Annotated in this window: 20 protein-coding genes; 6 read left to right on the top strand and 14 right to left on the bottom strand. The window is 61.3% G+C overall.

Features of this window, described 5'->3' with window-relative positions:
• Positions 1–39: 39 nt before the first annotated feature.
• From HMPREF3056_RS00970 to HMPREF3056_RS00955, 4 genes are all read right to left on the bottom strand, one after another.
• Positions 40–573 carry a YceI family protein gene (locus HMPREF3056_RS00970; RefSeq protein ID WP_046648715.1) on the bottom strand — a complete coding sequence of 178 codons (534 nt, stop codon included), beginning with the start codon at positions 571–573 and terminating at the stop codon, positions 40–42.
• Positions 574–783: 210 nt separating this feature from the next.
• A complete protein-coding gene (gene murJ, locus HMPREF3056_RS00965) occupies positions 784–4,026 on the bottom strand; it encodes a murein biosynthesis integral membrane protein MurJ (RefSeq protein WP_070753937.1) in 3,243 nt (1,080 codons plus the stop codon).
• 9 nt (positions 4,027–4,035) lie between these two features.
• Complete coding sequence (locus tag HMPREF3056_RS00960; RefSeq protein WP_070753936.1) at positions 4,036–6,177, bottom strand: DUF6049 family protein; 2,142 nt, start codon at positions 6,175–6,177, stop codon at positions 4,036–4,038.
• Positions 6,174–6,776 carry an NUDIX hydrolase gene (locus HMPREF3056_RS00955; protein WP_046648718.1) on the bottom strand — a complete coding sequence of 201 codons (603 nt, stop codon included), beginning with the start codon at positions 6,774–6,776 and terminating at the stop codon, positions 6,174–6,176. Before HMPREF3056_RS00955 ends, HMPREF3056_RS00960 begins: the two co-directional genes overlap by 4 nt.
• A gap of 28 nt (positions 6,777–6,804) precedes the next feature.
• Between HMPREF3056_RS00955 and HMPREF3056_RS00950 the strand changes: the two genes are divergently transcribed.
• The 4 genes from HMPREF3056_RS00950 to HMPREF3056_RS00935 are packed head-to-tail and all read left to right on the top strand — an operon-like array spanning position 6,805 to position 9,909.
• Positions 6,805–8,238 (top strand): CCA tRNA nucleotidyltransferase, encoded by a 1,434-nt coding sequence (locus HMPREF3056_RS00950; protein WP_049155621.1) that lies wholly within the window; start codon positions 6,805–6,807, stop codon positions 8,236–8,238.
• 2 nt (positions 8,239–8,240) lie between these two features.
• The gene (locus tag HMPREF3056_RS00945; protein ID WP_049155619.1) at positions 8,241–8,840 is read left to right on the top strand and encodes a YqgE/AlgH family protein; all 600 of its coding nucleotides are present in this window, start codon (positions 8,241–8,243) and stop codon (positions 8,838–8,840) included.
• A 35-nt stretch (positions 8,841–8,875) separates the two neighbouring features.
• A complete protein-coding gene (locus HMPREF3056_RS00940) occupies positions 8,876–9,592 on the top strand; it encodes an AzlC family ABC transporter permease (RefSeq protein ID WP_049155616.1) in 717 nt (238 codons plus the stop codon).
• Positions 9,577–9,909 (top strand): branched-chain amino acid transporter permease, encoded by a 333-nt coding sequence (locus tag HMPREF3056_RS00935; RefSeq protein ID WP_049155613.1) that lies wholly within the window; start codon positions 9,577–9,579, stop codon positions 9,907–9,909. Before HMPREF3056_RS00940 ends, HMPREF3056_RS00935 begins: the two co-directional genes overlap by 16 nt.
• A 10-nt stretch (positions 9,910–9,919) precedes the next feature.
• On the opposite strand, the gene HMPREF3056_RS00930 is transcribed toward HMPREF3056_RS00935, so the two are convergent.
• The 4 genes from HMPREF3056_RS00930 to HMPREF3056_RS00915 form a co-directional block, all read right to left on the bottom strand.
• Positions 9,920–10,228 (bottom strand): hypothetical protein, encoded by a 309-nt coding sequence (locus HMPREF3056_RS00930; protein WP_049155610.1) that lies wholly within the window; start codon positions 10,226–10,228, stop codon positions 9,920–9,922.
• Between the two features lie 6 nt (positions 10,229–10,234).
• Positions 10,235–11,194 carry a bile acid:sodium symporter family protein gene (locus HMPREF3056_RS00925; protein ID WP_049155609.1) on the bottom strand — a complete coding sequence of 320 codons (960 nt, stop codon included), beginning with the start codon at positions 11,192–11,194 and terminating at the stop codon, positions 10,235–10,237.
• Positions 11,195–11,274: 80 nt separating this feature from the next.
• Complete coding sequence (locus HMPREF3056_RS00920; RefSeq protein WP_049155608.1) at positions 11,275–11,646, bottom strand: Rieske (2Fe-2S) protein; 372 nt, start codon at positions 11,644–11,646, stop codon at positions 11,275–11,277.
• Between the two features lie 511 nt (positions 11,647–12,157).
• Positions 12,158–12,622 carry an SdpI family protein gene (locus HMPREF3056_RS00915; protein ID WP_049155670.1) on the bottom strand — a complete coding sequence of 155 codons (465 nt, stop codon included), beginning with the start codon at positions 12,620–12,622 and terminating at the stop codon, positions 12,158–12,160.
• A gap of 156 nt (positions 12,623–12,778) precedes the next feature.
• On the opposite strand from HMPREF3056_RS00915, the gene HMPREF3056_RS00910 reads away from it, so the two are divergent.
• Together HMPREF3056_RS00910 and HMPREF3056_RS00905 are read left to right on the top strand one after the other, a co-directional pair.
• Positions 12,779–14,014: a dicarboxylate/amino acid:cation symporter gene (locus HMPREF3056_RS00910; RefSeq protein WP_070753935.1), complete on the top strand. Its 1,236-nt coding sequence runs from the start codon at positions 12,779–12,781 to the stop codon at positions 14,012–14,014.
• Between the two features lie 283 nt (positions 14,015–14,297).
• Entirely contained in the window at positions 14,298–15,581 is a 1,284-nt protein-coding gene (locus tag HMPREF3056_RS00905) for an HNH endonuclease signature motif containing protein (RefSeq protein WP_070753934.1), read from the top strand.
• A gap of 90 nt (positions 15,582–15,671) precedes the next feature.
• Here HMPREF3056_RS00905 and trpA read toward each other — a convergent pair whose 3' ends face one another.
• From trpA to HMPREF3056_RS00875, 6 genes are read right to left on the bottom strand one after another with little or no spacing between them, the layout of a single operon-like run.
• A complete protein-coding gene (gene trpA, locus HMPREF3056_RS00900; protein WP_070753933.1) occupies positions 15,672–16,502 on the bottom strand; it encodes a tryptophan synthase subunit alpha in 831 nt (276 codons plus the stop codon).
• Positions 16,502–17,716: a tryptophan synthase subunit beta gene (trpB, locus tag HMPREF3056_RS00895; RefSeq protein WP_070753932.1), complete on the bottom strand. Its 1,215-nt coding sequence runs from the start codon at positions 17,714–17,716 to the stop codon at positions 16,502–16,504. The genes trpA and trpB overlap by 1 nt, the downstream gene beginning before the upstream one ends.
• Positions 17,717–17,761: 45 nt before the next feature.
• Positions 17,762–19,144 (bottom strand): bifunctional indole-3-glycerol-phosphate synthase TrpC/phosphoribosylanthranilate isomerase TrpF, encoded by a 1,383-nt coding sequence (gene trpCF / locus HMPREF3056_RS00890; RefSeq protein ID WP_070753931.1) that lies wholly within the window; start codon positions 19,142–19,144, stop codon positions 17,762–17,764.
• On the bottom strand, positions 19,122–20,159 hold the full coding sequence (gene trpD, locus HMPREF3056_RS00885; protein ID WP_070753930.1) for an anthranilate phosphoribosyltransferase: 1,038 nt from the start codon (positions 20,157–20,159) through the stop codon (positions 19,122–19,124). Before trpD ends, trpCF begins: the two co-directional genes overlap by 23 nt.
• Positions 20,159–20,803, bottom strand: a complete 645-nt coding sequence (locus HMPREF3056_RS00880; protein WP_070753929.1) for an anthranilate synthase component II — start codon at positions 20,801–20,803, stop codon at positions 20,159–20,161. Before HMPREF3056_RS00880 ends, trpD begins: the two co-directional genes overlap by 1 nt.
• Complete coding sequence (locus HMPREF3056_RS00875) at positions 20,800–22,299, bottom strand: anthranilate synthase component 1 (protein ID WP_070753928.1); 1,500 nt, start codon at positions 22,297–22,299, stop codon at positions 20,800–20,802. Before HMPREF3056_RS00875 ends, HMPREF3056_RS00880 begins: the two co-directional genes overlap by 4 nt.
• Between the last annotated feature and the right edge of the window lie 230 nt (positions 22,300–22,529).

The following is a 22,529-nucleotide window of genomic DNA, read 5'->3' as shown; positions in this document are numbered from 1 at the left end:
CCGCTACGCACCCCGAAACCGGAAGAGCCGCTTTATGGCTTACTGCTTGATGGCAGAAACCTCGAGCTCAATCTTGATGTACTCGGAGACCAGTACGCCGCCGGTCTTCAGCGGGGCGTTGAAGTCAATGCCGAAGTCGGTGCGGTTAATAGAGGTCTTAGCCTCGAAGCCCAAGCGGGTGTTGCCGAAGGGATCCTCGGCCACGCCGGTCTCTTCGACCTTGAAATCAACGGACTTGGTGGTGCCCTTGATGGTGAGATCACCGGTGACGGTGCCCTCGCCCTCCTCGTTAACGTCGAACTTGGTCGCAGTGAAGGTCATCTCCGGGAACTTCTCAACATCGAAGAAGTCCTCATTCTTCACGTGTGCATCGCGGTCAGCGTTCTTGGTATCGATTGACGCCGTCTTCACCGTGGCGGTGGCTGCGGAGTCAGTAATGTTCTCCCCTACCTTCAGGGTGCCCTCGAACTCGTTGAAATTGCCGCGCACCTTGGTGATCATGGCGTGGCGGGCAACAAAGCCGATGGTGGTGTGTGCCGGGTCCAGTGCGTACGTTCCTGCAGTGATAGTCATGGGGTTCCTCAGTTCTCTAGGTTGTTGACGTGACAACAATAATTATACGCTCCTTCACTCAGCTGTCAAGGGAAGAAATCGCAAGAACACTAAAGCCCCAGACCTGCTACCCGAAACCTGCAGGTGGGCGTCGTCAAGCGCGTGGCGCGTCTGAGTCAGCGAGCAGGGAGTTGCGGGATCGAGGTCTGGGGGAATGCGTGAGGTGGTGTGTTAGTTGGTGGGGATGCCCACCAGGGTGGCCTCCTCCAGCGTGACGGAACCGGACTTGGGCATGTCAGTGAAGAGGATGAGGGCGCCGTCGAAAGCCGCCGGCTTCTTCTTCAGCTCGATGTCCTGGCGCGCGCTGGTCAGGGTGCCGTGCGCGAGTTCGGTGAGCGTGCCGGATTCCGGATCCGTGGGATCGAAATCCTTGGTATCCACCCCGTAGACCACGTACTTCGCACCGATGGAATCCTCCTGCTTTAGCGGTAGCACGTGCAGCTGCGTGGGCTTGTCAATGCTGAGCAGAAGTCCGGATTCTGCTTCCTTCGTGGTCCACTCGCCGGTGACTTCCTTGCCCTCCGGAACGGACGTGCTCTTGACGCCCTTGAACAGGACCGGCGGGACGTTGGGGAACGTGGCCTCCGTCGAGGCTTCGCTCTTGGTCACCACCGGGGAAGTCTTCTCGTTACCCACCTGGGAGAGGATCCAGACGCTCAGCGCGGCCATCGCCACGACGAAGAGGGTGGCAAGAACGCCCAGCACGATGGTGCCGGAGCCTGAGTAGCCGCGGCCGCCGAAGCCCGGTGCGGGGCTCGGGTCCTCCTTGCGCGGGGTTTCCTCCACTGGAACCTGGAGGGTTTCCTCGCCCTCTTCGCCATCGCCGGCGAAGGCCGCCAGGCGGTGAGCGATGTCCTCGAGATCGGAGTCCTCGCCCTCTTCGGCATCGGCAGCAATCTCCTGCAGCACCTCCGGGGTGGGCTTGGTGGACTCCACGAGGAGCGAGATGGCGGAGGCCAGCGCCGAGCGGTCCGTCTCCTCATCGTTGCTGTGCAGTACCGCGGGGAAGGCCAGCGTGGCAACGCCCTCGGTGGAAATGCGGATGCGGTTGCGGTTCTCAATACCCAGCACGAGGTTCGCCGCGTGGGCGGCGGCCGTGGTGCGCACCAGCGGTACCAAGGCGTGGGCCACGGCGCGCGGATCGAGGTCCTTGTCTTCCGACACCGTCTTCAACGAGGTGCCCTCGACCCAGTCCGCCACGACGAGGCAGCCCTGGCGGTAGGACAGGATATCGATGTTCTCCGCCACGGCATCCAGCTCCATTTCCGCCAGGCGGCGCGTGGCGCGGGAGACCTCTGCGGAGCGGCGGGCGGCCACGGCCGGGGTGGCCGGAGCCATGGGTGCCTCGCCCGTGGTGTCCACGAAGGTCAGCGATACCAGGCGTCCGGTGGCCTGCTCGCGGGCCTTCCAGAAGCGGGTACCCGCGGCAGAGCCGTAGTCCTTGAGGAGACGGAAGCGGCCATCGGAGACCGGGGCGCCCGGCACCAGGCGTGGACCGCGGACGATACCGGCGGACATCGGCGGTGGTACCGGCGAGGAGTTGAAGGCATCCACGCTGAAGATGGGCTGGAACTCCAGCTGCTCCGGGGCTTCGACCTCGATGGCCTCGGCATGCTCGATCTTGATGATGCGGGACATGCCCGGAATGCGCTGCAGCTGGCGGCCCAGGTTGATGACCTCCGGAAGACTGGAGCGCGAGAGTACGATGCCGGTCACGATCACGAAGACCAGGCCTACAACGGCGAGCTTGAGCAGGTACACAAACGGCGGCACCTGTGCCGGGAGGACGAGGTTGATGCCGTAGTTGATGGCGTAGGAAACGACCAGACCCACGATTGAGGCCAGCACTGACCAGATAGTCGTCGCGATGACCGCGCGGCCACCCAGGCTGCCCAGCTTGCGCTTGAGCAGGAAGCCACCGATGACCGCGCCAGCCACGAAGCCGAAGCCGTTGGCCGTACCGAGCAGGATGACCACGCGCTCCGGGGAGTCCGCCACGTGCGGGGCCAGCAGGGAGAGCACCACCTTGGTCAGCGTGATGCCGGCGATGATGAAGGTGGGGGTCCACGCTTCCTCACGCGCGTAGAACACGCGCAGGTGTAGCAGCACCAAGGCATAGGGGATCAGGGTAAAAGCGGAGAAGCTCAGCGTGAGGCCGAGCAGCTCGGCCGCGTCGGCGTCGAAGGCGCCGTACTGGAAGAGGCCGCGGGCAATCGGGATGCCGAAGCCCGTCATGAAGATGACGATCGGAATCAGGGCGATAAACGTCAGCTTCGTGCCCAGCGTGAGATCCCGAACCACGGCCTTGACGTCACCGTCCGCGGCGTTGCGGGACAGGCGCGGCATAATCGCGGTCAGCAGGGTGACACCAATGACGCCGTAGGGCACCTGCAGAAGCAGCCAGGCCTGTTGGTAGGTAAAGGGCGCGCCTTTATCGGCATGCGCCGCCACGCGGGAGGTGATGACGTAACCCAGCTGGGAAATCGCCACATAGGCCACGATGGCCAACGCCATCCCACCGAACTGTTTGAGCCGGTCATCCAAGCCCCAGAGCGGCTTGAGGTTAATGCCCGCCTTCTTGAGGTAGGGGAAGAGAATGAGGCACTGCACCACGACGCCCGCCGTGGTACCAAGCGCCAAGAGCAGCACGTGCCCGTCCGTGATCGGCGAGGGCGCATTGGGATGTAGGCTGCCCGGCACCAGCTGATAGGCCACGAGCACCGAGATCGAGATGATGTTATTGACCACCGGCGCCCACGCACCCGGCCCGAAGATGTTCTTGGTGTTGAGCACCGCTTGGAAGAGCGCGAAGAGTCCGTAGAAGAAGATCTGCGGCAGCAGCAAATAGGCAAAGGAGGTGGCCTGCACGGCGTTGACCTTGCCGTCCTCCGGCAACATCATGCGCGTGAGCTGCGGGGCAAAGATGCAGGAGAGCACCGTGATCGTCGCCAGCAGGGAGAAGGCCAGCGTGAAGAGGCGGCGGACGAAGGCCTCGCCGCGGTCGGAGTCTTCCTTCTCCGCGCGCACGAGCACGGGCACGACGAGCGAGGTGAGCACCGCGCCCAGCACGATCTCCGTGATGAGGTTGGGCAGCTGGTTCGCCGTGGTGAAAGCAGAAGAAATGGCCGGGCCCAGCGAAGAGCCAATGAGCACGTTGCGGATGAATCCCGTGATGCGGGAGATCATCGTCGCGATGGCCATCGAGCCGGTGGCGCGCACAACGGCGCGGTCGGAGTTCTCTTCGCCGGAGGACTCACTCGGGGCCGAGGCAGACTTGCCCTTCAGTCCCGAACGGTCCTCGAGTTCGTCGTCGACAGCAACGACGCCACTCGGCGCGCGCTTTTCCGGGACCGGTGCCGGCGGCGAGGGCGTGACAATGCGTCGACGGGCACCAGACATAGGTTCATGTGTCATAGAGAAAAACTATCCGTGAGACTTCTTTTTCTTCCGCTTACCTAGCCGGAACAGGGCGGCAAGGACGAGGGCGAGCGCGGCGATTGCGCCGACTCCATAGACGCTAACGATACCGGCACGCGTCTGCACCGTGATGTCGATTGGATCCGAAATGAGGTGCTCAGATGGTGTTGCTAGCCACAGGCGCAGCGACATCTGGTCAACGTCGCTCGGCAGGTCAGCGGTCATGGACACGGTAATGGATCCCTTGGCCGGAATGTGAATCAAGTCCTGCGTGTTCAAGGTGGCGCCGTCCGGGGCATCGTAGGCCAGGTGGGCGTCGACAGGCAGCGGCAGGCCGTTCTCCGCCACGATGAGCAGCGGCGATGACTCTGAAACGCGAGTGTAGACGTTGCCCGGCGGGATGAGCGAGACGGAGGCGCGGAGCTCGCGCAGCATATTCGCGTTCTTCTCCAGTCGCGCGCGGCTCTGCTTCACCGAGGGCGTGAAACCGTGCAGGCTGGAGCGGTCGGTAGCGCTCAGCGCCGTAAGCAGATCGTGGCGCAGGGGCGCCGTGAAGCTATAGCGCGTCATGGCGATGCCTGGATCATTAACCATGATGGACATCAGCTCGTCGGTATAGCGCGCCTGCTGTGTCACCTGCGTGATCTCGGCGTCGTGAAAGGCCGCGGGATCCGGGTAGGGGCTGCCGGGGGTACCGCTGCCCTCCTCCACATCTAGCGCGGTGACGGGGCGCGGCTGGAGGCGCCCAGAATCGAGGAGCCTCTGCGCTGCTTCCATCACCGCGCGCGCGGCCGCAGGGTCTTGGTAGTTCGGCAACTTGGCTACGGTCTCCTCTTGCGCGGACGCCACGCTTATCGACGCCCCCGCCGTCAGCGCCCGCGCCTGCTCCGAATCCATGGAAAAGTCATAGCGCAGCTCCGGGTTGGAGTACCCGGTGGTCTGCGGTTTCGAGCCGGTTTGGGCTAAGAGTGCGCCTAGGGAAGCATCGAAGGTGGCGGCCTTGCCTGCCCATTCGGAGTTATCCGCTACCAGCAGCGGGACGGGCATTGCGTGCTCGCTTGTCCCGGAGGCCGGCGCGGTCAGATGCGTGCTGAGCGGGGCGCCGAGGATGCGCTCGATGGTGGCCGCGCCCTGCTCGACGGCCTCGTGGGTGAGCCACTCGTTTCCTACTTTGGCGACGGCGTCGGTATCCGCGTTGGCCCATGGCATGAGCATGCGGCAGTCCACCTTCTTGAGCTTCTCTAGCCACGCGGCGGCGTCTTGGGCACCCGCGCCCGGTTCACCGCGATCGGAATCGGACTGGGTGAACCAGGAGTCGCGCAGGCGGGTGGGGCGTTTGGCGATAGATGGGCGGGTCTCGTTGACGGTGTAGCCGGCGGACATGCGGTCGGCGGCGTCGACAAGCGCGGGGTCCAAGGCCACGCAGCCGGAGCCGTGCAGATCATGCTTCAGGTAGGCATCGAGCAGCTGATCGAGGCGCCCGCCCGGCGAGAGCTGCTCTGCCAGCTGCTCGCTTTCTAAGATGAGCTCCTCGCCGCCGGTATCACCTGGAACCACGTCCACTTGGGCGGTGATGGGATAGACCAGGGAAAAGGAATGCTCGCCCTCCTCTTCGGCATCCGGCTCGTCTCCTTGGAATTCCACAATCGTCCGCTCCTCCGCGAAACTGGCCGCTTGGCCGTCGCGGGTGCCGGTCAAGGTAAACAGGAGCGGGTACGCGCCGGGCTCCGTGATGGCCAGGGTCGAGTCCTCCCCCAGAGCGGTGGGCACCTTGACGGTGACGTCGCGGCTCTCCCCCGGTTGGAGCGTCCCTGCGCCGAGCGAGGCCCCATAATAGGGAAAGGATCCTGCGGCCAGCTCTTGGCGGGCCTGCGCCGTGGAGGTTACGGCAGTGCTGCGGCGGGAGGTGATCTGAAGATCATCAACGGCGCTCTCGGTTGGGTTGTGGATGCGCAGCTGCAGCTCCAGCGTCTCCCCTACCCGCGCCTCGCTCGCGCTGAGCAGGCTCAGCTCCAGCTCATCAGGTCCGCGGGAGCCGAGCCAGTAGTGGGAGTCGGTGATCCCAGTATCGAGGGTTTCCGCCTGGGCCACGGGGACGGTGCAGCCCACCGCCAAGGCCGCGATGGCCGCCGCTGCGCGCCAGCTCACCGCGGGGTCGCCTTTCCTTCGGCAGCTTCCTTTCGCGCGAGATCCGGAAGAAGGTCGTGGGCGATGCGCGCCAGCTTGCGCTCGTCGGCATAGGCCAGGTGCTCGATGAGCTCGGAGACCGGGATCCAGGACACCTCCGTGACCTCCGGGTCCTCGTCGTTCATGATGCCATCGACAAAACGCAGCAGGTGATGGTGCACGGTCTTGTGAATGCGCACGCCATCGGAGACGAACCAATAATCAATCATGCCCAGGTCCGCGAAGACCTCGCCGTGGATGCCGGTCTCCTCCCAGACCTCGCGCTCGGCGGTCAGCTCCTTGGCTTCGCCGTTTTCCACATGTCCCTTCGGCATGGACCACAGCAGGCGCCCGCGGCGGTCCAGCCTGCCGATGAGCGCCACATAGATCTGTGAGAGGTCTACGTTGCCGTCCTCGTCGACGGCCTCCGCCAATCCGGACACGACGAGTCCGCCCGCGGACGTCTCATCCCGCGTGGTCATGCGGTTGGTGGACGTGCGCTGGGGGCGTCCCGTGCGGTGGTTCCGGTGGCCCGCGCCCCGCCGGCGGCGGCGCTTGGACCCTGGCGTGTTCTTAGTCATCCCTGCTAATCGTAGTAGACTTCGATCCGTGAATTTTCAGGACACTCAGCTAATCGGCGTTCTCGCCCGCGCGGACGCCACCGTCGCCCGGCTCAGTGGCCTCTTAAGCGGCCTGGTGGAACGCTTTGCGCTTCACGACGCCCCCCTCTACCTCGTCGGCGGCTCCGTCCGCGACGCGCTGCTCGGCCGCCTGGGCAACGACCTCGACTTCACCACTCCGGCCCGGCCCGACGTGGTCTATTCCATTCTTGAGGAGTGGGCGGAGACGGTGTGGGATACCGGCATTGACTTCGGCACGGTCTCGGCGGCCTATAAGGGCCAGCAGATCGAGATCACTACGTTCCGCTCAGATAGCTATGACGGGCAGTCCCGCAACCCCGAGGTCATGTACGGCGATACCCTCGAGGGCGATCTCGTGCGCCGCGATTTCAAGGTCAACGCCATGGCCATCGAGCTGCGGCCCGACGGCACCCGCGAATTCCACGATCCGATGGGCGGTCTCGAGGACTTGGCGAATCGCATCCTCGATACCCCAGATGCGCCGGAGATTTCCTTCCACGATGATCCTCTCCGCATGCTCCGTGCTGCGCGTTTTGCGGCGCAGTTGGAGTTTGACGTCGCCCAGCGCGTGCGCGATGCCATGACCAACATGGCGGGCGAAATCCAACGCATCACCGTGGAGCGCGTGCAGGTGGAACTCAACAAGCTCATCTGCGGTGTCGCGCCATGGAAGGGCATTGACCTGCTCGTTGACTCCGGGATTGCTGATTATGTTTTTCCGGAGATCCCGGCTTTGCGCATGGCTCCCGACGAGCACGCGCAGCACAAGGACGTGTACGCGCACTCGCTGACCGTACTGCGCCAGGCCATGGAGCAGGAGGAAGACGGTCCCGATCTCATTCTTCGGTGGGCCGCCCTGCTCCATGACATAGGCAAGCCGGATACCCGCGACACCACCGACGGCAAGGTGAGCTTCCACCACCACGAGGTGGTGGGCGCGAAGCTCACCCGCAAGCGCCTGCGCAAGCTGAAGTTCCCCAAGGCCACGACCGAGGACATCGGCCAGTTGGTCTACCTGCACATGCGCTTTCATGGATTCGGGGATGGCCAGTGGACCGATTCCGCTGTGCGCCGCTACGTCACCGATGCCGGCGATCTCCTTCCGCGCCTGCACAAGCTCGTTCGCGCTGACTGCACCACCCGCAACGAACGCAAGGCCCGCCGCCTGCAGCGCACCTACGATCAGTTGGAGGAGCGCATCGCGGATATCGCCGCCAAGGAGGATCTTGCACGCGTGCGCCCGGATCTCGATGGCAACGAGATCATGGAGATCCTCGGCCTTGAGCCCGGCCCCGAAGTGGGCCAGGCCTGGTCTTACCTCAAGGAGCTCCGCCTCGAAGAGGGGCCCCTCGAGCGCGAGGTGGCTATTGCGAAGCTGCGCGAGTGGTGGAATTCTAGATAGGGATGTACGCAGACAGACTTTTCAACGCCCTCGAGCGCAACGATCCCGCCCCTGGCCAGCTCCTTGTGGCGGCGCCCGACACTCTCACGCCCCACTACAACCGTTCCGTCATTCTGATTACGGAGCAGCACGCCGGGCGTACGTATGGCGTGGATCTAACCAACCGCTCCGAGGTCGCCCTCTTCAACGTCATGCCGGAATGGGTACCCGTAGCGGCCAAGCCGCAGGCCCTCTATATCGGCGGCCCGCACAACCAGCAGGCGGCCATCGGTGTGGCGCTGACCCGCCAGGGCGTGGACATTGAGAAAGAGCCTTCGCTGAATCGCCTCGCCCCGCGCGTGGCGCTCGTCGATCTGCGCGTGAGCCCGGAGGACGTCGCCGATCTGGTGGAGGGTATGCGCTTCTTCGCTGGTTTCTTTGAGTGGGGCCCGGGCGAGCTGGATGAAGAAATTGACCGTGGCGAGTGGTACGTGGCCCCCGCCCTGCCCCAGGACGTGGTCTCCTCTGGCTCGACCGATACGTGGTCGGACGTGATGCGCCGCCAAGCCATGCCCTTGCCGCTGTTTGCGACCTTCCCGCGCTACATCGATGAAGATAATTAGAGCTCTTCGCCTCTCCCTGCGCTAACATCTCTGCCATGCGCGCGGAGATCATCAAGGCTATACGGACTTGCATGCCTATCGCCGTGGGGGTGGTGCCGCTGGGCCTCGCCTTCGGCGTGCTCATGGTTCAGACCGGCTTCGACTGGTGGTGGACCCCTATCTTTTCCATCGTTATTTACGCCGGCTCGATGGAATTCCTTGCTATTTCCATGGTGACCGGCGGCGTGACGCCCGCCGTGGCTGCGCTCACTGGTTTCATGGTCAATTTCCGCCACATTTTTTATGGATTGACCTTCCCGCGCGATCAGATTTCTAGTCCCCTCGGCCGCGCCTATTCCACCTACGCGCTTACCGACGAATCCTATGCCGTCCTCTCCGCCTTTCCCCGAGACTCTCGCCCAAGCGGCGCCTTCGTCTTCACGGTGCAGTTTTACTGCCAAGTGCTGTGGGTCGGTTCCGGCATCATTGGCGCGGTGGCCGGTCAGGCAATCCCGCCCTCTGTGAAGGGACTGGAGTTTGCCCTCGTCGCACTGTTCATCGTCCTTGCCATCGATTCCTTCCAGAACAACAAGGACTACTCGCTTCCGCTGTCTGCCGTGGTGCTCGGGATTCTCGCGGGCTTCTTGTTTCCTGGTCAGCTTCTTATGGTGGCGCTGAGTGCTTATTTCTTGCTCTTGGTGGTGCGTTACCTTTCTCCGCGTATCGACAACGCGCTGATTTTACGGAGGGAGGCGCCATGCCAGGCGGAGTAACCCTGGCCAGTATCTTCGCTGTGCTCATCCCCGTCGGGATTGTGACTGTCGTACTGCGTTGGCTTCCCTTCGCCTTCGTGAAGGCCCTGAAGGGAAGCCAGTTCATCAGCATGCTCGGGTTCACCATGCCGGTCGGCGTGATGGCAGTTCTGGTGGTCTATACCTTATTCGGCCAAGCTCGCGATACGGGAAGCATTGTTGCTCCCCTCGTAGCCGCCGCTGTGACCGCCGCGTTGCACCTGTGGCGCCGCAATTCCGGTCTTTCCATCTTCGGCGGGACTGCCTTCTATATGGTGCTGGTGAATCTCGTTCTGTAGCGTGGGTACGCTAAAAGTCGCCGAATAGCGCGATGGCCTCGGTCCACAGGGAGTGGAACTGGAAGGCGTCGATAAGCTCGGCGTCGATGTCGGGGAACGTGTCGTAGGTGTCAGGGTGCGGCACCACTTGCTGTGGGATGTTGGCGTCACCCACCGAGGCGGTCGGCGTTGCGGCGCCGACGATGGCGTCATTCGGCGCGAGGGCAATCATGCGCAACATGGAGCAAGCCTCGTTGCTGATTTCCTCGAGTTCCGCGATGTGGATGGCGGTGCCGACCTCCGGGACAGTCATGGTGGTGCGAACGTAAAGCTTTTTCATGTGGTCTCACTCTACCCGCGAATAGCGAGCCGCCATAGACGCGCAGATCATCAATTGCACCTGGTGGTAGATCATGAGCGGGAGGATAAGAAGCCCCAAAGACGTGCCACCAGAGGCGAAGATCACCGAGGCCATGGGCAGTCCCGTGGCCAAGGACTTTTTCGAACCGCAGAACTGGATGGCGATGGTGTCCTCTCGGTCGAAGCCCAGCTTTCTGCTCACCACTTTGGTCAGCCAGAGCATGAAGAAGACGAATGCAGTTGAGAACACAATCTGGAACAGAATCTGCCAGACGCTAATTGACGCCCATATCCCGTCCACCATTCCCTTCGAAAAGGCGGCATACACCACCATCGCGATAGAGCCGCGATCCACCACTTTGGTGGCTTTGCTGGCTGCGACTTTTCCTACCCACTTTCTTGTTAATTGCCCGAGCACGAAAGGCAGAAGCAGAAGCACGGAAATCTCGAGGAAGACGGAGCTATCGATGTGGATGCCGTCGCCGGCACCCATGAGCGCCATGACAAGTAGGGGCGTGAGAAAGACGCCGGCCAGATTCGATGCGGACGCGGAGACAATTGCGCCGGGAACGTTTCCGCGGGCGATGGAGGTAAAGGCTACCGATGATTGAACCGTTGATGGAACTAAGGTGAGGTAAAGAATGCCCAGGTATAGATCGGTTGGGATGAAAGCCGTGAGTGGACGGAGTGCGAGACCGATGATCGGATACACCACGAAGGTAAAGACCAAAATGGTCAGATGGAGCTTCCAATGCTTGATGCCGTTGATTGCCTCGCGCGTTGACAGTCGAGCTCCGTAGAGAAAGAAGAGGAGGGCAATCGCGATGTTCGTGAGGACGTCGAAGGTATCTGCAAAGCTGCCTCGCGCGGGAAGAACGATGGCGACCGCAACGGCGCAGAGGATGAGGACAATGAGGGGATCGAGTCTTTTGAGGCGCTCAAGCATATAACAGAGTGTAGACGCACCCCCACCGTTTCACGTGAAACATCGGTTTGAGCGAAGCGGCCCGAAGCTTCGACCGTGCGTTAGGCGGTGACGTTGCGTACCGTTCCCCCGTCATTCTCCACGCCGTACTCCGTGAGCGGTTTGGCGCTGGGACCGCCGGTCACTTCGCCGGTGCCGAGGTCAAAGCTGGAATAGTGGCTGGTGCAGGTGGCGGTCATGCCCTCGATTTTTGTAATGAGGGATCCCTGGTGCGGGCAGGTTTGGGAGTAAGCTTTGAACTCCCCTTCCGTGGGTTGAGCAAAGATCACTTTGTCCACGATGATGGCTGATCCAACGGGTATATCCGTCGCGGCTATTTCGGCGGTAGGTTCTTTGCCGCAGGCGGCGAGATAGGCACCAGCGAAGGTGGTGGCAGTACCGAGGAGGAAGAGGCGGCGGGAACACGTAGTCATGGTGCTTACTCTATCTGATCGGCGTGTTCCATAGTGTGAGGTATAGCGTTCTTAACTGAGTTTGCCATCCCACACAGGTAACTCTTCTTCCCTACTGCCGCTGAAATCGTAGGATCCGTACGATGTACCGACATCGCTATAGATGGTCCCTGGCGAAGCTACGTGTCGTCCGCCCCGTGAATCATTCGTGAAGGCATAGGTTGCCCCAGCGCCCAGAACGCTAATGCTGAGTGCGGCTGCGGCGATGATTCGGATTGCTCGGGTGTTAACGCTTTTCTTCATGCCATCCATAGTGCGCCGTAGGTTAAAGGTTGTCACGAGACGATGCCGGCTTCCCACGAAGTTGGCGTCGAGTTCCCAGTCATCTTTCAGACTGGGGTCTGCACACAAAGGGCCATTCCAATGGTGAGTATCGCCCACCATTGGAATGGCCTTTGGAATAATAATGTTAGTGACGAAACGCGAGCAATCAAGATGTCACTATAATAACGTCACTGTACGTTATTGATTGCTAGCGAGGATTGCTGTTATCGGCACGTTTTGCGGCAGCACGGGCCGCGGAGACGTCGACAGTCGGTGCCTCTCCCCCGCACCCACCGTCGCCACAGTTGCAGGATTCACCGCAACCCTCATCCTCTTTGTGGGCTTGATCCCAGAGATACGCCGCGCGGGCGCCCATATTGGAACCGACCGAGAGTGCGAGAATAGCTACAACGAACGTGAGTGCTGGGATCAACCACATCCAACCCTCGGCCCGCAGCGCGATGATTCCGCCAAACACTAAAGCGACGCCGGCGAGGAACCAGAACGGTCCTGCAACGGCGTGGGCATTATCCCAAGCTTCCTTAGTCTTGCGGATCTCCGCGAGGCGCAAACCGACGACGCTATTACCCGGGAGCTTCCGGAGCGAGGCTAGGCCGCCGACGACGACAAAGATGGCGGCCACGATGAGGAAGATGATTCCGACTACGAGCATGCCCATAGTCTATCCCGCCCCATAGTTAGGGAGAAAGTCAGTTCAATTTATTCGCACGCTGCTGTAATATACATTTCGTGTCGCTTGGTAGATATTAAAGACTTTATTATCGAGCGAACTGATCAGCGTGGTAGCAACCATAGAAAAGATTCAATCATGACATTTAAGAGTGTTCTCAACTCTTTGTTGTTCAAGATTATCGTCGCGATAGTCTTGGGCATCATCGTTAGCCAGTTTGCCCCGGAATGGTTTGGCAGAGCTTTCGCAACCTATAATGGCCTGTTTTCAAGCTTCCTCGGCTTCTTCATTCCAGTCCTTATCCTCGCTCTCGTGGCCCCGGCAATCGCAGGCCTTGGACGCGGCGCCGGTAAGTGGCTGGGTATTACCGCCGGAATTGCCTACGGCTCCACTATCGTGGCGGGGCTTATCGCATACGGCTTGACCCAGGTCCTCTACCCGACTTTGTTGAGCGGACAGGCCCTCAATACCGAGGTTTCTGATATCGATGCCGGAGCCCTAGAGCCGTACTTCACGGTTGAGATGCCAGCGCCTTTCGAAGTGATGACGGCGCTGCTGCTGTCGTTTTGTATCGGTGTAGCCATGACGACTGTGAAGTCGGATAATCTTTACGCAATTACGAAGGAATTTGAGAACGTCGTCATCAAGGTCATTTGGGGTTTCGTGATTCCTCTTCTGCCGATCTACATCTTCGGTATGTTCCTCTCCTTGGGTATGAACGGAAATATCGGTACCGTGTTGATTGCCTTCACCAAGGTGCTTCTCCTCGCGGTCGTGATGACCTTGGTCTACCTTGTCCTGCAGTACATTATTGCTGGCGCGATTGCGGCCAAGAATCCATTCGCTGCCCTGAAGAACATGGCCCCGGCTTACTTTACTGCGTTGGGTACGTCCTCCTCTGCGGCTACTATTCCGGTCACCCTCGACGCCGCGCTAAAGAATGGAATCTCCAAGCCGGTGGCGGGTTTTGTGGTTCCGCTCTGCGCGACGATTCACCTTTCCGGTTCGATGATCAAGCTCACCCTCTATGCTTTCGCGATCGTGTACATGGCGGATGGCATGGAGGCTGACCTCGGGAAGGCCCTTGGCTTCATCTTGCTGTTGGGCATCATGATGATCGCCGCTCCTGGCGTTCCGGGTGGCGCGGTGATGGTCGCGGTCGGACTTCTGCAAGCGAACATGGGCTTTGATGATTCGATGGTCGCATTGATGATTGCCGCCTACATCGCAATTGACTCCGTGGGTACCGCCGCAAACGTTACTGGCGACGGCGCCATCGCCATGATCGTCGATCGCTTCGCACGCGATAAGATTGAGGGCCTAGAGGCCGAGGCAGATGCCGAGGCTACTGACGAGGAGCTTAGCGAGGCCTAAGTTTCACGTGAAACCCTGAAGTTTCTACTCCCCCTTTCCCTGACATGATATCTGCGATGGATAGTTGGGTGAAGGGGGATTTTTCTTGCCCTAATACCGGAGAATGCGTGCAGTCATGTAGGGGCTAGTGGCTCCGATGCGTAGACCGTGGTTCTACCCATGGCAGTTTGGGGCCAAGCCCCAATTTCTTAAGGAAAGTCTTGCGCCTTAGATATAGAACAGGTATTCTATAAATGGGTGTGGGGGAACGAATTGTTCCGCAAGTTTAGGGGTGCAGCTAGCCATGGCAACCACAGCACAATCTTCTACGTCACTTCCCACCGCATACTTTTCCCACTCAAATCCGCGTGATCTTGAATGCATGTCGGGTCAGCTGATGCGCAGAATAGAGTATGAATTCTGGGCAAGCATCCAGCCACCATTAGACGAGGATTCTGATACCGCCTTCATGCGCATAGGACAGAAGACGGGAAAATCTCCGGCGCATGTGGCGCGCAACGTGATGGCTCTTATCCGTCTTGATGAAATGCCGAAGTTACGTGCGTTGCAGAAGGCCGACTTTTTACTGGACATGCAGATGCTCGTCGCTATCGATCAGGTGATGGCAAAGCTTGGCAATCCAACGGCGGCTGTAATAGCGGAAGTGGATGAGAAGCTATCCGCCTGGTTAACGCCGACCAAGCCGAATCAGGTCTTTCCCTCAGTTGAGAAGATACGGCGCAAGGTGCGAGACATCTGCAAGGTGCTCGACGACTCCGTTTCATTCCGTGACAAGCGCAAGAAGAATCGCTACTCTCTACTCACCCGCGGGCAACGTGGGTTGATCGAGCTAGAAGTGGACAGCAACGTGGGTGTCGTCATCCATGAAACCATCAAATTGGCAGCAAAAGAACACGACGTCTCCATGGCCGATGCACTGGTGCTCCTCATTACCGGAAAAATCAAGCCAGAGGCAGGCAAGGTCGTCGTCCACGAATACAAGGCGAAAGACGTCGAGGGCGCGCCGGTCTATGTCCAAGGGCATGGGTGGAACGGTGAGGGCGTTCCGGCTTCGAAGACGGTTTTGCGCGACTTCGAAAGTGTCCCAAATGCCTGTGAGGGCTATCAGCCGTCGGAATTTTTAAGGAAGTACGTCGAAGGGCGTGACGGCACATGTCGGGCGCCTGGCTGTAATCGGCCCGCATGGGTCTGCCAGCTGGATCATCGGATCAACTACGCCGACGGCGGGCCTACACACCCACACAACATGGTGGCCCTGTGCCAGCACCATCACAATATGAAGACAGATGGGCGGGCGTTCTACATCCTGGATCCCGTGACTGGAGATGTTGTGTGGTTGTACGAGGACGGAATCTGGGCGGTTACCGAAGCGAGCGGACCGTTGGCTCCTGCTTCGAAGGTATGGGCCCGCTCCATCGCGGAAGATGTCGTTGCGCACCGCCGTAAGATGCACGAAGCTGCACGGGCGCTGAAGGTGGAAATGGATAACGGAATCTTGGTCGAAGTATTCGACATGACAGATCCGGCGGATTGCTCCACCGATGGCGAAGAGGATATTCCTTTTTAGGGAGGAGTTTCACGTGAAACGGCCCCCTTCCGCCCTGCCGTCGGTAAATGCGGATTCTGGCGGAAAGAGGCCGTTGCGAGCTGAACTCAGCTAAGACTTCTTCTGCTTGGTAGCCGCCTTCATCGTAGATACGAAGTCAGTGACCGCAGCGGCGAGGGCATCGTCAGGGCGGCCCCCCTCGTCGAGATGGGCATTAACGACCTTGGCCAGAGCGGAACCGGTGATTGCTCCCGCAGCGCCGGCAGCAATGGCGTCCGCAACGTGTTGCGGGGTGGAGATTCCAAACCCAAGGAGAATTGGTGCACCTCCGAATCGTTTCACGTTGTCCACTACGTCAGCGAGCCCGCGGGTCTCTGACTCCTTCTCGGTGCCGGTTACGCCGTCGCGGGAAATCGCGTAGATATAGCCCTTGGAATACTGCGCTACGCCCTCGAGGGTTTTCTCAGAGGCTTGCGCCGGTGCGATGAAGATGGGATCGATTCCTGCTTTGTCGGCTGCGGCGACGAACGGGGCGCCTTCGCGAACGGGGACGTCGGGAAGCAGGATGCTATCGGCGCCGGCCTCGTGAAACTCGGAATAGAAGGTCTCTAGCCCGCGGGTGAAGGGCACGTTGCCGTAGATGAGCATGCCGATGGGTAGGTCCGGGAATTCACTGCGGATCTGACGGATTTGCTCGATGGCGGAATCTACCGTCGCACCGCCGGCGAGCGCGCGAATGTGGGAGGCCTGGATCGTCGGGCCGTCGGCGACAGGATCCGAGAACGGGACACCTAGCTCGAGAGCGTCGGCGCCACCAGCGACAGCCGCGCGGACGATGGTGAGGGCGGTCTCGGGATCGGGGTCGCTGAGCATGATGAAAGGAACGAAAGCGCCTTCACCGCGTGCGGCGAGGGTGGAGAAGAGTGTCTCGTAACGGCTCATTACTTGTCCTCCGTGATCTTGAGTTCGGGGTGCTCGTTAAGGGTTCGGCGGACGTGGTCGATGTCCTTGTCGCCACGCCCAGACAGGGAAACGAGGATGGTGATGTCTTCATCCTTGCGCTTGAGGGCATAGGCCAATGCGTGCGAGGACTCGAGGGCGGGGATGATGCCCTCGCGGCGGCTGAGGAGCTGGAAGGCTTCGAGAGCTTCGGCGTCGGTGATGCCGACGTAGGTTGCGCGCCCCGTCTGAGCGAGGTGTGCGTGCTGTGGACCGACGCCCGGGTAGTCGAGGCCAGCGGAGATGGAATAGGATTCCTCAACCTGGCCGTCGGCATTGCGCATGAGATATGAGCGGGCGCCGTGGAGGATGCCGATGGTGCCGTTGTTGATGGTCGCGCCGTGGTGTCCGGAATCGAGTCCCTCTCCCCCGGGTTCCGCTCCAACGAGTTCGACGGATTCCTCATCGATGAAGTCAGCGAACATACCAATGGCGTTCGAGCCGCCGCCGACGCACGCGACGACGAGATCCGGCAAACCGCCGGTGCGCTCGATCATCTGGGCCTTGGCCTCTTCGGAAATCACCTTGTGGAACTCGCGAACGATCGTTGGGAAAGGATGCGGACCAGCCGCTGTGCCGAGGAGGTAGTGAGATTCGTGGAAGGTGGCGGTCCAGTCACGGAGAGCTTCGTTGACGGCATCCTTGAGCGTGCCGGAACCGGAATCAACCGGAACAACCTTCGCGCCCATCAGCTCCATTCGGTAGACGTTGGGCTGCTGCCTCTCGACGTCCTTCGCGCCCATGTAGATCACGCAGTCGAGGTCCAGCAGAGCACAGGCGAGGGCGGTCGCCGTGCCATGCTGTCCGGCGCCGGTCTCGGCGATGATGCGGGTCTTCCCCATCCGCTTGGCCAGGAGCGCCTGGCCGATCACCTGGTTGGTCTTGTGGGCACCGCCGTGGACGAGGTCTTCCCTCTTGAGGAAGATTCGTGCCTTGCCGCCGAGTTTTGTTGCTTCGGTCAAGGGGGTTGGACGGCCGAGGTAGTCGCGAAGGTAGCCGGCCAGTTCTTCGCGGAAGGTGGGATCGTTCTGGGCATCGACGAAGGCCTTCTCTAATTGGTCGAGTGCCGGAATGAGGGATTCGGGAACGAATTGTCCGCCAAACTCCCCGAAATAAGCGGGTAGGAGGGTCTCCCTGGTGTCCTGTTGGTTGGTCATAGTGTTCCTTTTAGCTAGGGCTTGGAGCAAAGCTTGGGGTGGGGGTTAATACGTAAAGTGACGAATCGTGTCGAAGGCCTTGGCGATGAGCGCCGTGTCCTTCCTGCCGTTAACCTCTACGCCTGAATTGATGTCGAGGCCAACGGTACCGACGCGGAGAGCATCCGGTAGGTTGTCGGGACTGAGGCCGCCAGCGAGTAGTGCCTTGTCTTTGACGCTGTCCGGAACTGTCGTCCAATCGAAGGATGTGCCGGTGCCGCCGGCGCCGGAGTCGAGGATGAGTTTGTCGGCGGCGTCGGCAAGCGCGGAGGCAAGGGCGGGGCCATGGGGCGCCGTCATGTCGATGGCGCGCCAGACCTGTCGCTCCCCCGCCACGGCGCGCACTGACTCAATGAGTTCGAGCTCAGCCTTGGTGCTTCCTTGGTAAGGCGCGTGGAGTTGTAGGGCGGCGATGTCGTCGAAGGCAAGCTCCTCCCAGCCGGAGGTGCGGCGAGAGACCGCGACGTAGTTGAGGTCGGGTTCGTGGGCGATGATGTCGAGCGCGGTTTCACGTGAAACATTGCGCGGGGACGCCTCCTCGAAGATGAATCCTCCGTAGACGGCACCGGCGGCACGGGCGGCCTGGGCCGCTGACCACGTCGTGAGGCCGCAGACCTTGTTTTGGCCATAGACTAGCTCACGTGCGGCCCGGTCGATATCGGGCGTGCCGGTGAGCTGGGAGCCAACGAGGAAGGCATTGGCATGAGAGCCCAGACGTCGAACGGTCTGGTTGTCGCGGATGCCCGACTCGGAGACGATGACCTTGCCAGAGGGAACGTGGTGCGAAAGGCGCTCGGAGCGAGTGAGATCGATGCTGAGGTCGTGGAGGTTTCGGTTGTTAATTCCGATCACGTCGATGCCAAAGGCAGTGGCGCGGGCGACCTCCTCCTCGGTAATGGCCTCGGTGAGGACATCGAGCCCAAGGGAATCCGCCAGCTGCTTGAGTTCCGCGTAGGTGTCGTCATCGACGATCGACATCATGAGCAAAATGGCGTCGGCGCCAAAATAGCGAGCGGCGTAGACCTGAATGGGGTCAACGATGAAGTCCTTGCACAAGACAGGCAGGTGCGTGGATAGAGCCACGGTCTGCAGGTGGTCGTAGTCGCCACCAAAACGATCCGGCTCGCACAGCACCGAGATGGCCGAAGCGTAGCGCGAGTACACCCGCGCGATGGCCCCGGGCTCGTAGTGCTCGCGAATCAGCCCCAGTGACGGCGAGGCAGACTTGCATTCCATGATGAAGCGGTTGGTCCCGTTGAGCGCATCGTAGAAGGAGCGCTCCGAACGCGGAAGCGTCGCGAGGTCCACGTGTGCGAGGCGCTCACGGATAGCGGCCAGGTGCGTGCGGCGCTTGGCGACGATCCCCTCAAGCACGGTCGGCAGAGCCATAGTTCGCCTCCTCGTGCTTCTTCAGCCATGCGGCCACGGTGCCATCCTTGATGAGCTGGTCGGCATGCGCGACGCCCTCCTGAATGGAGTCAGTTGTGCCATTGAGATAGAACATCGCGCCGGCGGTGGCGGCGATCGCATCGTGGTGAGCGGGCTTGCCGGTGCCGGCGAAGACGGCGCGCAGGGCCTCGGCGTTTTCCTTGCCATTACCGCCGGCGAGGTCAGTTAGCTCGTGGCGGGAAATGCCCAGGTCCTCCGGGGTGAGCTCGTAGTGGCTAATGGTGCCGTCGCGAAGCTCCCAGACCTGGGTGGTTCCGTGGACAGCGATCTCATCGGTGCCGGCGCCGTGGACGACCAGCGCGCGTGTGCGGCCCAGATCCTTGAACACCTCAGCAATGAGCTGGCCCTGTTCGGGGTTGGCGATGCCCATGATCTGGAACTCTGGGTGGCCTGGGCTGAGCAGCGGGCCCATGGTGTTAAAGAGCGTCGAGACACCGAGGCTCTTACGAACGGGCTGAACGTGAGCGACGGCCGGGTTATACGCGGGGGCGAAGAGGAACGTGAAACTCGAGGCTTCGAGTTGGCGGACCGCGCGGTCCGGATCGAGATCAAGCGGAATGCCGAGGGCTTCAAGGACGTCCGCGGAGCCCGACTTGGAGGATACGGAGCGGTTGCCGTGCTTGACCATCTTGACCCCGCCGGCGGAGGCGACGAGGGATGCGCCGGTGGTGACGTTGATGGTGTTCGCGCCATCGCCACCGGTTCCCGCGGTATCCATGAGGCCCTTACCGGTAACCGGGAAGGGGCGGCCGGCGTTGAGGAAGGCGCGGGCGGCGCCGGCCACATCGGCGAAGGTTTCGCCGCGCGTACGGATGTGAGTAAGGAGGGCCGCGATATGGATGTCGTCATACTCCCCCACCGTCAGCGGGGTGAAGACCTCGATTGCTTGCTCGAGGGTCGGTTCGGGGATATCGAGGAATTCTTGCAGTGTCTTGAGAGCGTGGTTATTGGTCATTACTTGGCTCCTTCCATGGTGGGTAGAGAAGAAAGTTGTTCAATGCAGCGTTCGATCATGATGGGGCCGGTTGGAGTTAGCACCGACTCCGGGTGGAACTGCAGGCCGAGGGCCATGCCGTCGACGGTTTCTGCCGCCATGGTGACAGGGCCGATGTCGGTCTCCGTCTCCGCGAGGCTGCGCATCTGGGCGGGAATGTTCGCACAGCCTAAGGAGTGGTAGCGCGCGACGGGGACGAGGCGGCCCACGTAGTTCGGGTTATCTGGCTCGGAATCAGTAGTGAGCCCTTGGAAGAGCGGGTGCTTCGCGCCAGCGTCGGTCAGCGTCATGGGCACAGAGGAACCGTGCACCGGCCCGCAGGCTTCAACCCTGCCGCCGCAATGCTCGAGCAGCGCCTGGAAGCCCAGGCAGATGCCAAGGATGGGGATGCGGCCGAGGGAGGCGTCGACAAGCTGCATCATCGATCCGGCGTCGCGGGGATGACCGGGGCCGGGCGAAAGGATGATGATGTCGGGCTGGGCGGCAAGGACCTCCTCCACCGGCACGGTGTTGCGGAAAACGGTGGTGTTGTAGCCGGCGAGCGCGTCGACGAGGTTGTAGACGAAGGAATCGTGGTTATCAATGAGGACGACGTGTGGGTTCATCGGATGACCTCCAGGGAAGCGTTGTGTGCCTGGGCGATGGCACTGAGCACCGCGTAGGCCTTGTGGACCGTTTCGTCGGCCTCGGATTGCGGGATGGAATCGCGCACGACTCCGGCGCCGGCCTGGACAACGGCCGTGCCGTCTTTGACGTAGGCGGAACGGATGACAATGCAGTTGTCCATGGATCCATCGCCGCGCAGGTAGCCGATAGCACCCCCGAAGGATCCGCGGCGAGTGCCTTCGGTCTCACGGATGAGTTCCATGGCACGCAGCTTCGGTGCGCCGGTCAGAGTGCCCATGTTCATGCAGGCGCGGTAGGCGTCGAGGGCGTCGAAATCCTCGTGCAGCGTGGCGACAACGCGGGAGACCAGGTGCATCACGCGGGAATAGCGGTCCACCTGGAGCAGATCAGCGACCTGTCGGGTGCCTGGGACGGCGACGCGGGCGAGGTCGTTGCGGGCCAGGTCCACCAGCATGATGTGCTCGGAGACCTCTTTGGAATCCGTGCGCATCTCCAGCTCATTACGGATATCCAGCTCGTGGGTCGCACCGCGCGGGCGGGTGCCGGCCACGGGATAGAGCTGCACCTGCCGGTCGGCGGCGGTGTACTTCAGATTGGATTCTGGGGAGGCCCCGAACAGCTCGTGCTCGGCGCCGCGCAGGTAAAACATGTACGGCGAGGGGTTGGTCTCACGCAGTGTGCGGTAGGCAGCGAAGGCATCGGGGCAGTCGAGACTAAACGCACGGGAAGGGACCACCTGATAAATATCGCCGGCGTGGACATTGCTTTGGAGGCGCTCCACGTGACGCCGGAAAGCAGCGTCGTCGATGGAGGCGCGCGCGGATATGTGAGGTAGTGGCTGTGGGGGCTGGGGTGTGATGGGATCGGTGCGGGCGGCGCGGTCGAGCTCCTCCTCAAGTGCCTGCTTGTCGACGCCCCACCCCTCTATCTTCGCGGTCTCCGTCAGGTGGTCCACGGTGAGAACGTGCTCGGCGACGAGAAACTCATAATCGGGGTATCCGTTGAGTCCGTCGGGAACCGGGGGTAGCTTCTCGAAGGTCTCGACGTAGTCGAAGGCGAAACCGCCACCGATGAAGGGTAGTGATTCGCTGGAATACAGTGTGCTGAATTGTAAGGTGCGCAGGATATCCGCGGTGGAGGTAGCGCGGAGCCGGGCGCGCTCATCGTGTTCGGTGGAAAGCTCGAAGCTAAAGGTGGTGCTCTCCTCGCTGTCCTGGCTGATCCTGGAGCGGAAGTCCTGGCGAAGCTCGTCGAGGAGCAGCTGGCCAGCGGATGTTAATGCGGTAGCGGTGACCTCTTGGCCGTGGCAGACGACTTTGAGCGCTGCCTTGGTGATCGCAATGCACGTGAGGTTCTTCTTGGATTCAATGTCCGCGGATTCTAAGAGCAGGGAATCTTGCGGCGTGGCGAGGGCATAAAAGAGCGCACTGGCATCGGGTGTGTACTCGACCTCGCGTTTGGCTGTAAACGGCATACGGTGTCTTTCTTTAACGATGTTGTGTGCTGCCGCGAGCTTTTTAAGAGAGCAAAACGCCGAAAAGCCCGCAGCTGCGGGCCTTAAATATGGGAGAACAACGAGGCCCGCGGGTTACGCGCGCCACCACCAAAGGTTAGAAATGTTCTTCACATCACTGACTCTAACACCGATACCTTCCGCCGTACAGATAAATGTGAGCGGGTACCCCCGTGGGGGCTGGGCGCGGC

Origin of the sequence: Corynebacterium sp. HMSC056F09, from assembly GCF_001815785.1 — a bacterium.
Classification (GTDB): Bacteria; Actinomycetota; Actinomycetes; order Mycobacteriales; family Mycobacteriaceae; genus Corynebacterium; species Corynebacterium hiratae.
Note: the sequence above shows the minus strand (reverse complement) of the source record. Positions and strands in the feature narration are given on the sequence as shown.